The sequence below is a fragment of the Nocardia huaxiensis genome (genome assembly GCF_013744875.1).
GTDB classification, from domain to species: Bacteria; Actinomycetota; Actinomycetes; order Mycobacteriales; family Mycobacteriaceae; genus Nocardia; species Nocardia huaxiensis.
The window spans coordinates 6640429-6651979 of record NZ_CP059399.1; the positions used below are offsets into that span (position 1 = coordinate 6640429).

At 68.7% G+C, this 11551-nt stretch carries 9 protein-coding genes; 4 read left to right on the forward strand and 5 right to left on the reverse strand.

The window, feature by feature from the left end; all coding sequences use genetic code 11:
- Positions 1 to 6: 6 nt before the first annotated feature.
- The gene (locus H0264_RS30200; protein ID WP_244975991.1) at positions 7 to 1566 is read left to right on the forward strand and encodes an MFS transporter; all 1560 of its coding nucleotides are present in this window, start codon (positions 7 to 9) and stop codon (positions 1564 to 1566) included.
- A gap of 62 nt (positions 1567 to 1628) precedes the next feature.
- On the opposite strand, the gene H0264_RS30205 is transcribed toward H0264_RS30200, so the two are convergent.
- The 3 genes from H0264_RS30205 to H0264_RS30215 all read right to left on the reverse strand — a co-directional run bounded on the left by H0264_RS30205 (position 1629) and on the right by H0264_RS30215 (position 4662).
- Positions 1629 to 2858: an aminotransferase family protein gene (locus H0264_RS30205; RefSeq protein ID WP_181580696.1), complete on the reverse strand. Its 1230-nt coding sequence runs from the start codon at positions 2856 to 2858 to the stop codon at positions 1629 to 1631.
- Positions 2859 to 2964: 106 nt separating this feature from the next.
- A complete protein-coding gene (locus H0264_RS30210; RefSeq protein WP_181580697.1) occupies positions 2965 to 3636 on the reverse strand; it encodes a DUF5134 domain-containing protein in 672 nt (223 codons plus the stop codon).
- A gap of 171 nt (positions 3637 to 3807) precedes the next feature.
- A complete protein-coding gene (locus H0264_RS30215; protein WP_181580698.1) occupies positions 3808 to 4662 on the reverse strand; it encodes an alpha/beta fold hydrolase in 855 nt (284 codons plus the stop codon).
- A 135-nt stretch (positions 4663 to 4797) separates the two neighbouring features.
- Between H0264_RS30215 and H0264_RS30220 the strand changes: the two genes are divergently transcribed.
- Both H0264_RS30220 and H0264_RS30225 read left to right on the forward strand, forming a co-directional pair.
- The gene (locus H0264_RS30220) at positions 4798 to 5352 is read left to right on the forward strand and encodes a VanZ family protein (protein WP_181580699.1); all 555 of its coding nucleotides are present in this window, start codon (positions 4798 to 4800) and stop codon (positions 5350 to 5352) included.
- Positions 5353 to 5356: 4 nt separating this feature from the next.
- Positions 5357 to 5815 carry a GNAT family N-acetyltransferase gene (locus H0264_RS30225; RefSeq protein ID WP_181580700.1) on the forward strand — a complete coding sequence of 153 codons (459 nt, stop codon included), beginning with the start codon at positions 5357 to 5359 and terminating at the stop codon, positions 5813 to 5815.
- Here H0264_RS30225 and H0264_RS30230 read toward each other — a convergent pair whose 3' ends face one another.
- Positions 5816 to 6481, reverse strand: coding sequence for a Pr6Pr family membrane protein (locus tag H0264_RS30230; RefSeq protein WP_231084791.1), 666 nt, complete (start codon positions 6479 to 6481; stop codon positions 5816 to 5818).
- A gap of 80 nt (positions 6482 to 6561) precedes the next feature.
- Here H0264_RS30230 and hrpA point away from each other — a divergent pair, with 80 nt between their 5' ends.
- Complete coding sequence (gene hrpA / locus H0264_RS30235) at positions 6562 to 10917, forward strand: ATP-dependent RNA helicase HrpA (RefSeq protein ID WP_181580701.1); 4356 nt, start codon at positions 6562 to 6564, stop codon at positions 10915 to 10917.
- 105 nt (positions 10918 to 11022) lie between these two features.
- Here hrpA and nrdR read toward each other — a convergent pair whose 3' ends face one another.
- Positions 11023 to 11499 carry a transcriptional regulator NrdR gene (nrdR, locus tag H0264_RS30240; protein WP_181580702.1) on the reverse strand — a complete coding sequence of 159 codons (477 nt, stop codon included), beginning with the start codon at positions 11497 to 11499 and terminating at the stop codon, positions 11023 to 11025.
- Between the last annotated feature and the right edge of the window lie 52 nt (positions 11500 to 11551).

Consider the following 11551-nt stretch of genomic DNA (forward strand, 5'->3'; position numbering starts at 1 on the left):
TCCGCCGTGGAAACCAGCACCGGGCCAGTCGCGTCCGGCACACCCACCGAGCTCGCCGGTCGACGGGAATGGATCGGCCTCGGCGTACTCGCCCTGGCCTGCCTGGTGTACGCCATGGATCTCACGGTGCTGCACCTGGCCGTCCCGCAGATCAGCGCCACACTGCATCCCACCAGCACCGAACTGCTGTGGATCATCGACGTGTACGGCTTCATGCTGGCCGGGCTGCTCATCACCATGGGCACGCTCGGCGATCGGATCGGGCGGCGCCGGCTGCTGATGATCGGCGCGGCGCTGTTCGGGGTGGTGTCGCTGATCGCGGCGTTCGCGCCCTCGGCCGAGCTGCTGATCGTGTGCCGGGCGCTGCTGGGTATCGCGGGAGCGACCATCGCGCCGTCCACACTGTCGTTGATCTTCAATATGTTTCGCGACGCACGGCAGCGGTCGCTGGCCGTGGGCACCTGGGTCACAGCGTTCTCCGCCGGCGGCGTGGTCGGGCCGCTCGCCGGTGGCCTGCTGCTGGAGCACTTCTGGTGGGGGTCGGTGTTCCTGCTGGCGGTGCCGGTCATGGTGCTGCTGCTGGCGCTCGGGCCGCGGGTGCTGCCGGAGTTCCGGGACGAGAACGCCGGGCGGCTCGATCTGCCCAGTGCCGCACTGAGTGTGGTGACCATGATCGCGCTGGTGCTGGCCATGAAGAAGGTCGCGCAGGACGGATTCGGCGCGCTGCCGCTGGTTGCCGCGATCGTCGGTGCGGCGGCGGGTGCGGTCTTCGTGCGACGGCAGCTGACGCGGCCGGATCCGATGCTGGATCTACGACTGTTCCGGCTCGGGACATTCCGGACCGGGTTGGCGATCAATGTGCTCGCCGTGTTCGTGATGTTCGGGTACTTCCTGTTCGTCGCGCAGTACTTCCAGCTGGTGCTGGGCATGTCGCCGATGCAGGCGGGGCTGGCCATGGCGCCGTCCAGCCTGGGATTCATCATCGGATCGCAGGCCGCGCCCCGCGTGGTGCGGTATGTGCGTCCGGCCTATGTGATCGGCGTCGGAATGGCCGTGGCGGCAATCGGATTGGCGCTCATGACCGGGCTGTCGACCGGCGGCTCCCCGGTGCTGGCGGTGGCCGCCTCGCTGCTCGTCGCCCTCGGTATGGCTCCGGTGTTCGGCATCACCACCGAGCTGATCGTCGGCTCGGCCCCGCCCGAGCAGGCGGGGGCGGCCTCGGGCCTGTCCGAGACCGGCGCGGAACTCGGCGGGGCGCTGGGCATTTCGATTCTGGGCAGCATCAGCGTCGCCATCTACCGTGGCGATCTGGCCGACTCGCTGCCACCGCACCTACCCGGCGGCGACTCGGTGCGCGACACCCTCGGCGCCGCGGTGGAAGTCGCCGCCACCCTGCCCGGCCAACTGGGTGAGGCCGTACTCGGCACCGCGCGTGCGGCTTTCATGCACGGCGTCCACGTGACCGCCGGAATCGCCGCTGCCGCAGCACTGGTCCTGGCGGTCCTCGCGGTCGTGAAGCTCAAGCAGATCCCCGCCGGGGACCTGACCGGGCACGACGAGCACTAGCGGAATACGAACCGGTCCGGACACATTCATGCCCGGACCGTCCGTTCGGCTGCGCTGCGTCGCTACGCGTCCAGTGCGCGGGCGAAACCGGCTGCCATGTCCTTGATCTGGTCCTCGGCGATGACGAAGGCCGGGGAGATCTGGAGAGCGCCCTGACCGGCGGCGCGGGTGGAGATGCCGTGCGCGCGCAGGGTTTTCACCATGGGCAGGGCCTCGGCCGGATCGGCGAGCTGGACGGCGGCGACCGCGCCCAGACCACTGCGGACCTCGGACACGCGCGGATGCGCGGCCAGCGGCGAGAAGTGCTCGTGCAGCAGCGATTCCAGGTTCTTGCTGGCGTCGAGGAGGTGCTCGCGCTCCATGATGTCCAGGTTGGCCATGGCGGCGGCTGCCGCGGCGGCGTGGCCGCCGTAGGTGTAGCCGTGGCGGAACCAGACGCCACCGGCGAAGAACGGCTCGGCCACCCGCGGAGCCACGAACACCGCGCCCATGGGCACATAGCCGGAGGTGAGGCCCTTGGCGGTGGTCATGAGGTCCGGCTGCAGATCGAATCGCGAAGAGGCGAACCAGGATCCGCCGATGCGGCCGAAACCGGTGACGACCTCGTCGGCCACGAACAGGATGTCATTCTCGCGGCAGATGCGGCGCACCTCGGTGAGGTAGCCCTCCGGCGGCAGGTACACCCCGCCCGCGCCGATGATCGGCTCGGCGAAGAAGGCCGCGATGCGGTCCGCGCCGACCTCGGCGATGAGCGCCGACAGCGAAGCGGCGTCGTCCCAGGCGACCGTGCGCGCGTCGGGCATGAACTCGCCGGTGTAGCCCTCGCGGTTCACCGGGATGCCCGCCAGCGAGGTGCCCGCCACGTGCATGCCGTGGTACGCCTTCTGCCGGCCGACAATAAGGGTCTTGTCCGGCTTGCCCTGCTCGAACCAGTAGCGGCGGGCGATCTTGGCGGCGGTGTCGATGCCGTCCGAGCCGCCGGAGGTGAACATGATCTTGCTGCCCGGCACCGGCGCGATCGCCGCGAGCCGCTCGGCCAGGTCCCGCAGCACCGGCGAGGCCAGGTCACCGAAGTTGGAGTAGTGCGCGATCTCGGAGATCTGCGCGGCCACCGCGTCGGCGATCTCGCGCCGCCCGTGACCCACATTGGTGAACCACAATCCCGCGGTGGCATCCAGGTACCGATTCCCGGCCTCGTCCCAGATGTAGGCGCCCTCGCCCCGCGCCACCACGAATGCCCCATCACGCTCGACCGCACCCATATCGGCGAAGCCATGCCACAGCGAACCCATCAAGCACCTCCGTCACACCGACCACCGACCACCCCATTCGGGCGACCGACCGACACCTCACCATCACACCATTTCAGACGTGAACAGGACGAAGTGCCCCCGGCGTTCACCCCACCGCGGCGGCCACGAGCATGTACGCGGTCCCCAGATCCATCACCACGTGCGGCAGGACGGCTACCGGCCCCGCGGACCCGATCGGATGCGGAAACATATGGCGCAGCGCCTGTCTCGACCCTGGCACCGCCATGGCCAGCGCATCGGCGAGAAACAGCGCGGCCAGGGCCAGCATGGGCGCGGGCTCCGGCGCGGTGTGGACCATACCGCCGGTGTGACCGCTCATCGCGTACAGCATCGCCGCGGCCGCGACCACGTGGTAGGCGAAGGCCATGACACTGTCACCGGCCTCCGCCTCGCCCGAACCGCGTGCGTCCGCACCGGCGCTGTCACCGCCGGCTCCAGCCGCGCGGGGCGGTCCATCGCGGCGCTGCAGGATTCGGCCCGCGAGCAGCAGGGCATAGACGACCGTCATGGCGGTGAGGACCCCGCTCAGGGCACGGGGGCTGGCGGCGGCCGGGAACACGAGCATGGCCAGCATGACCAGGCACATGAGCAGGTGGGCGGCGTCGGATTCCGGGTCGATGACGCGAATGCCGTTGTGTGCCACCACCGCCGCGGGACGGACAGCGGCCAGGCGGCGGAGCACGATCACAGCCGCGAGGGCGAAGGCGGCCACGGCCAGCCAGCGCAGGGCGCTGTATTCCTGTACGAATGCCGCCACACCCCACCACCTTTCAGGCGGCGACTTCGGAACCTCTTCCCCATGCTCGCATCAGGGGCGAACGGTCGGCGAGGGTTTCCACACAAACCGATACGACCGACCGACCAGCCTGATCCCGGCGCCCCGGGGTGCGACGGCGTGCGAGGGTTGTCCGGCCGGGGCGCGGAGGTGCTACTTGCCCAGGAATTCCGTGAGGGCGGCGGCGACCGGGGCAGGGTTCTCCACCTGCGGATAGTGGCCGGTCACCGGAGGCTCGTCGAGTACCACGAAGCTCGCCTGCGGCATCCGTTCACGCAGCCGGGGCAGGACGTGGCCGCCGCTCACCGGATCGGCGGGCCCCCAGACGAAAAGCATCGGACCCGAATAGGTTTCGAGCGACCGCTGCCACCGCTGCGCATGCTTGCGGCGCTCGGCGTGATACCGATTCAGCCCCCACTGCACCCGCTTGCCGCCATTGCTCGACATGGCCAGCCACATGTCGTGCATCTCGGCGGCGGAGATCTCGCGGCCCAGCACCTTGCGCAGCGAGACGGCGAAGCCGCGTTCGAACATCAACGGCCCCACCGCTTTGCCCACCGGTCCGATCATCGCCCGCTGCACCGGCATCGGGTGATACAGGTCGATGTACAGGCCGCCGTTCAACCACGCGGTGCGCGTGATGCGCCCGGGGTCGCGGGCGAGGAGTTCCTGGGCGACGCTGACGCCGTAATCGTGTGAGACCAGGGCGGTTTCATCGATGCCGAGGTGCCGCCAGAGCGCTTCCACGATATCGGCCTGCTCGGTCATCAGGTAGTCGTGCGCGAGCGGCTTGTCGCTGGCTCCGAAACCGAGAAAGTCCAGGGTGGTCACCCGGAATCCGGCGTCGATCAATGACGGCAGGATGTAGGTCCAGTCGTGCGAGGAACTCGGATAGCCGTGCAGCAGCGTCACCGGCGAGCCGTCGACGGGACCGTCCTGGCGATGGAAGATCGAGTGCCCGGCGAGCGTGACATGCTGACCGCCCTTGACCCATTCGGCATACCGCATAGCTGTGACCTTCCCCTGCTTTCGGTTCTCAATCGCACACTAGTGCAGTCGGTCTCATTTTGGAACCGCTTTCGGGTACGGCATTCCGACGATCTCTCCACGGTCTCACCACATTTCGCCATTAGCGTGGTGCTCGTGAACAGGGTGTGGGAGATGTGGGGCGGGGTGCTGGTGGCGTGGGCGCTGGCGATACCGGTGCTCACGGCCGCGGTGTACACGGGAGTGCGATGGCGGATCGGACGCGGCACGCCGCGCGAGACGGCCGTACGGCACACGGTGGCCGAGGCCGGAATCCTGGGCGGCACACTGCCGTGGATCTGGATGATCCTCACCCCGGTGAACGGGGTGCGCGAGATCAGCTGGGTGCCACTGCGGGATCTGGTTGCGACGCTGACCGATTCGGCCTCCGCCGCCGTGGTGCAGGTGGGCGCGAACCTGATTCTGTTCGTGCCACTGGGATTCCTGCTGCCGCTGCGATTTCCGAGGTTCGCGGGCGCGGCGCGCATGTTCGCCGTGGGGGCGCTGATCTCCGCGACGCTCGAAATCGCGCAGTACGCGCTGGATATCGGCCGGGTGTCCTCGGTGGACGACGTGCTCATGAATGCCACCGGCGCGGCCGTCGGCGCGGCGCTGGCGGGGATGCGCGGTCCGGCCTCCAACAGGACAGACCAACCGGTCCCGATAGCCTGACCGCATGCGCATTGCCGTCGACGACCTGACCCGCCCGGCGGTCATCGCCCTGCTCGAAGCCCATGTGGCCGAGATGCTCGACAACTCCCCCGAGCAGAGCATGCACGCCCTCGACGTGGCGGCGCTGCGCAAACCCGACATCACCTTCTGGTCGATCTGGGACGGCGACGAACTGGCCGGGTGCGGTGCGCTCAAGGAGCTCGACCCCACCCACGCCGAGATCAAATCCATGCGCACCGCCGCCGCTTTCCAGGGCCGCGGCGTGGCCTCACTGCTGTTGCGGCACATCCTCGAGGAGGCGCACGCCCGCGGCTACACCCGGCTCAGCCTGGAAACGGGAGCCTCGGACTTCTACCGACCTGCGGTCCGTCTCTACGAACGGCACGGGTTCGACCGCTGCGGCCCCTTCGCCGACTACGCCGAGGACTCGCACAGCGTGTTCATGACCAAGGCCCTCGGGTGATCACGCCTCCTGGCGCGTGCGGCGGCGGGCGGCGAGATCACCGAGGGCGATGACCGCGACGGCGAGAACGATGAAGGCGATCACCAGCACCACCAGACCGATGGTCATCGACCAGTAGCCCTGGGAGCGGGGGTCGATGAAGGGATACGGATACCAGTCGACGACCGCGCCCCGGATCAATGTGTAGACGCCGTAGACGATCGGGTACGCGAGCAGCGCGGCGATCAGACGCGCGCTGACACCGAGCGCCACCGGCACAAGCAACCAGTCGGCAAGCATGATGAGCGGTGTCACGCGGTGCAGGACGTCATTGGTCCACGGGTACGGGATGCCGACCGCGACGTTCTGCAGCAGCAGCGCGTAGACGATGCCGGTGATGGTGATGTAGAGGGTCCCGGCCCCGCGGATCAGCTGCCAGCGCCGGCCCTGCGGATCGCGCAGCGCAATGGCCAGCATGACCGCGATGACAATGAGATTCGACTGAATCGTGAAGTAGCTGAAGAAGTTGACGATCTTGTTGCCCGCCGGAGCCTCGGCCAGATGCGTGGCGGTCCAGACGACCGCGGCGATGTCGAGTGCCGCGAAGGCCAGCAAGACCAGCCGGCCCCACAGCGGATGTACTGCTCGCTCGTCCATGCGCAGATAGTCGCACGCATTGGCGAACATTCCGCGAACCTCGGCTCGGCGTGGTGTCGACCACCGCGCTGACCGGCCGGTGCAATGACTTCGCTACGCTTGACGGTGCAATGACCAGGACCGCCGCCACTATTCGCGAGCTTCGCACCCGCCTGGCCGAACTCTCGATCCGCGACGAACACCGGTTGCGTCGGCGGCTCGACAAGGCCCGCGGCGGCGATCTCACCGATCTCGAGCACGAGATCGACGCCGCCCGAGCCCGGGTCGAGACTCGGCGCAACGCCGTACCGACCATCCGGTACCCGGAGCAGCTACCCGTCTCCGCCCGCCGCGACGATATCGCCAAGGCCATCGCCGAACACCAGGTCGTGATCGTGGCCGGTGAGACCGGCTCCGGCAAGACCACCCAGCTACCCAAGATCTGCCTCGAACTCGGCCGCGGCATCCGCGGGACCATCGGGCACACCCAGCCGCGCCGGCTCGCCGCGCGCACGGTGGCCGAGCGGATCGCCGAGGAACTCGGGACCGAACTCGGGGATGTGGTCGGCTACACGGTGCGATTCACCGATCAGGCGTCGGACCGCACACTCGTCAAGCTCATGACCGACGGCATTCTGCTGGCCGAAATCCAGCGCGATCGGCTGCTGCGGCGCTACGACACGATCATCATCGACGAGGCGCACGAGCGCAGCCTCAATATCGACTTCCTGCTCGGGTACCTGAAGCAGCTGCTGCCCAAACGGCCGGATCTGAAGATCGTCATCACCTCGGCGACCATCGACCCGGAGCTGTTCGCGCGGCACTTCAGCGACGAGAACGGCACGCCCGCACCGATTGTCGAGGTGTCGGGACGCTCGTTCCCGGTGGAGATCCGGTATCGGCCGCTGTCGCTGGAGGTTCCGCTCACCTCGGACGATCCCGATGACGAGGACACCGAGATCGTCGACCGGGACCCCACCGACGCCATTGCCGACGGGGTGCGGGAACTGCTCGCCGAAGGAGACGGGGACATTCTGGTGTTCCTGTCCGGCGAGCGGGAGATCCGCGACACCGCGGACTCGCTGCGGGATCTGAAACTGCCGCGCACCGAGATTCTGCCGCTGTACGCGCGACTGTCGGCGGCCGAACAGCACAGGGTGTTCTCGGCGCACACCGGGCGGCGCGTGGTGCTGGCGACCAATGTGGCCGAGACCTCGCTGACCGTGCCGGGCATCCGGTACGTGATCGACCCCGGCACAGCGCGCATTTCGCGGTACTCCATGCGCACCAAGGTGCAGCGGCTGCCGATCGAACCGATCTCACAGGCGTCCGCGCGGCAGCGGTCCGGGCGCTGCGGACGTGTGGCCGACGGCATCGCCATCCGGCTGTACGCCGAGGACGATTTCGAATCACGGCCGCAGTTCACCGAACCCGAGATTCTGCGCACCAACCTGGCCGCGGTCATTCTGCAAATGACCGCGCTCGGGCTCGGCGATATCGAGAGCTTCCCGTTCGTGGAAGCGCCCGACAATCGCGCCATCCGCGACGGCATCGCGCTGCTCGAAGAGCTCGGCGCACTCGGCCGCCGTGACGAGAACGCCCGGGGCACAGAGCTTCCCGACGCCGGGCTGGTGCTCACGCCGATCGGCCGCGAAATGGCGCAGTTGCCGGTCGACCCGCGCATGGCGCGCATGCTCGTCGAGGCCAACCGCACCGGCTGCCTGGCGGAGGTCCTGATCATCGTGGCCGCCATGTCCATTCAGGATGTGCGCGAACGCCCGGTGGAATTCCAGCAGGCCGCCGACACCAAACACGCCCGCTTCACCGTCGAAGGCTCCGACTTCCTGGCCTACCTGCGCCTCTGGGACTACCTCGGCGAACAGCGCAAATCCCTGTCCGCCAACCAGTTCCGCCGCCTGTGCCGCGACGAGTTCCTGCACTACCTGCGCATTCGCGAATGGCAGGACCTGCACGGCCAGCTCCGCACCATCACCCGCGGCCTCGGCTGGTCGGCGGACAGCAGCGAGAGCCGCAGTGGAAACACCGACAGCCCAATCACTTCCGATCACCGCGAGCGCGGCGCAGTCGCAGCCAGAGGGCGGGACGGGCGAGGCACCAACGCCGGCCGGGGCCAGCGGAACGCCGCATCGGAGGACGGCAACTCACGCGCCCGCAGCGCTGCCACCGGTGGGCGCGAGTCTTCCACCGGGCAGGGTCGCGACGAGCGCAGCTCCGGCGCAGGGCCAAGTCGGAGTGAGCGTGGTTCCGGCGCCGGCCGAAACCAGGGCGGGCGCGACTCCGCCACCGGCCGCGATCAGGTTGAGCGCGGGTTCGCTGCGGATCGGGGAACGGCAGGCGGTGCGGAGCGGAGCGATCGGCTCGCCGCGCTGGCTGCGGCCGCTGATGATGCGCTGCCCTGGGATGTGACGTCTATTCATCAGGCGCTGCTGGCGGGCATGCTGTCGCATATCGGGGTGCGGGAGGCGGAGAGCCGGGAGTTCCTCGGGGCGCGCAATGCGAAGTTCATGATCTTCCCGGGGTCTTCGCTGGCCAAGAAGCCGCCGCGGTGGGTGATGGCGGCGGAACTGGTGGAGACTTCGCGACTGTGGGGGCGGACGGCGGCGCGCGTCGAGCCCGAGTGGGCCGAGCGGCTGGCCGGGGATTTGGTGAAACGCACCTATTCCGAGCCGCATTGGTCGTCCAAGCGGGGGGCGACGCTGGCCTATGAGCGGGTGACGCTGTACGGGGTGCCGCTGGTGACGCAGCGGCGGGTGGACTTCGGGCGGATCGATCCGGAGCTGGCTCGGGAGCTGTTCATTCGGCACGCGCTGGTGCAGGGCGAGTGGCAGACCAAGCACGCCTTTTTCGAGCGCAATCGCGAATTGCTCGACGATGTGGCCGATTTGGAGCATCGGGCGCGGCGGCGCGACATTCTGGTCGACGATCAGGTGCTGTTCGATTTCTACGATCAGCGGATTCCGGCCGATGTGGTGTCGGTTCGGCATTTCGACAGCTGGTGGAAGAAGACGCAGCGGGCGGAACCCGAACTGCTGGACTTCACCGCCTCCACGGTCGTGAACGAGGATGCGGCACTGCTGGATCCGACCTCCTACCCGGACAGCTGGCGGCAAGGGGAATTGACCTTCCCACTCACCTACCAGTTCGAGCCGGGGCAGGCCGATGACGGTGTCACCGTGCACATTCCGGTCGCGCAGCTGGCGCACGTACGGGCCGTCGGCTTCGACTGGCTGGTGCCGGGCATGCGCGAGGAGCTGGTCGCGGCGCTCATCAAGTCGCTGCCGAAACAGTTGCGCCGCAGCGTGGTTCCCGCGCCGGACTTCGCCAAGGCCGCGCTGGAGCGCCTCACCCCGCGCGCCGAACCGCTGCGCACCGGGCTGGCGCGGGAACTGTCGCAGCTGGGGTCGGTGACCATCACCCCGGCGCATCTGGACCCCGCCGCAATACCCGACCATCTGCGCATGACCTTCGCCGTCACCGACCCCTCGGGTGCGGTGGCCGCGCGCGGCAAGAGCCTGTCCGAGCTGAAAACCCGCCTATCCGAGCAGGTTTCGAAGTCCGTCGCGCGGGCCAACAATGCCGCCGAACGCGCACCGGCCACGGTGTGGACCTCGGAATCACTGGGCACCCTGCCGACCTCGGTGAAGCGCGAGGTCGGCGGACAGACCATTACCGGCTATCCGGCGCTGGTGGCCGAACCCGAGGGTGTGGCGGTACGCGTGCTCAGCTCCCCCGTGCAGCAGGCCGCCGCCATGCGCACCGGCACCCGGGCACTGCTGCTCAACGCCATCCCGACGACGGTGCGCGCGGTCACCGCGAGCCTGCCGCCGACGGACCGGCTTGCGCTGAGCCAGAATCCGTACGGCTCGCTCGACGCGCTGGTGGAGGACTGCCGCGCCTGCGCCGCCGACGAACTCATCGCCGCCCACGGGGGACCGGTGCGCAGCCCGGAACAGTTCAAGGCGCTGGCGGACAAGGTGCGCCCGCAATTCACCTCGGCCGTCGCGACCATTGTGCGCACGGTCGTGCCGGTGCTGGCCGAAGCGCACCGCGTGCGCTCGGCCCTGGCCGACACCCGGGATCGGGAAGCGGCCGAGGATGTCACGCATCAGCTCGACGATCTGGTGTTCCCCGGCTTCATCTCCGAGTGGGGCAGCCCCCGATTGCGGGAATTGCCACGCTATCTGGAAGCCGCCCGACTGCGCCTGGAAGCCCTGCCCGCCGCCGCCAATCGCGACCAGCAGGGCATGCTCGAGCTGGATCGCGTGCACGCCGCCTACGACCGCCTGGTCGACTCGCTGCCCGAGGGCCGCCGGGGCGGCCGCGACGTGATCGAAATCTGGTGGATGATCGAGGAATTGCGCGTGAGCCTGTTCGCCCAGCAGCTCGGCACCCCGTACCCGGTGTCCGCCAAACGCATCGAGAAGGCCATCGACACCGTCCGAAAAGCTCCGCCGCCCAAGCGCTGAGGCCCCGCGCGGCCCGGCATTCGCCGCGGCAGACGCGATCGGCCGCCGTGCAGACGGCGGCCGATCGGTCGAATTGGGTGGCGGGCGATTTCGCCCGCCGGGCGGTCAGTTGGCGGCGGTGACGGCCGCGTTCTCCTCGCGGTGCTTGCGGAGTTCGGCGATCTCGCGTTCGAAATCCTCTGCGGAGCTGAAGGATCGGTAGACCGAGGCAAAGCGTAGGTAGGCGACCTCGTCGAGGTCGCGCAGGGGGCCGAGGATGGCCAGGCCGACCTCGTGGCTGGGCACCTCGGGGGAACCCTTGGCGCGCACCGCATCCTCGACCTGCTGGGCGAGCAGGTTGAGGGCGTCGCTGTCGACCTCACGGCCCTGGCAGGCGCGGCTCACACCGCGGATGACCTTCTCGCGGCTGAAAGGTTCGGTGACGCCGCTGCGTTTCACGACCGAGAGGATCGCGGTTTCGACAGTGGTGAAGCGTCGCCCACATTCCGGGCAGGCTCGCCGCCTTCTGATGGCGGAGCCTTCCTCGGCCTCACGCGAGTCGACCACCCGCGAATCGGGATGGCGACAGTACGGGCAATGCATCCGGAATCCTTCGTCGGCGCCTGAGTTCCTCAGCAACCCTCAGGATACCTGG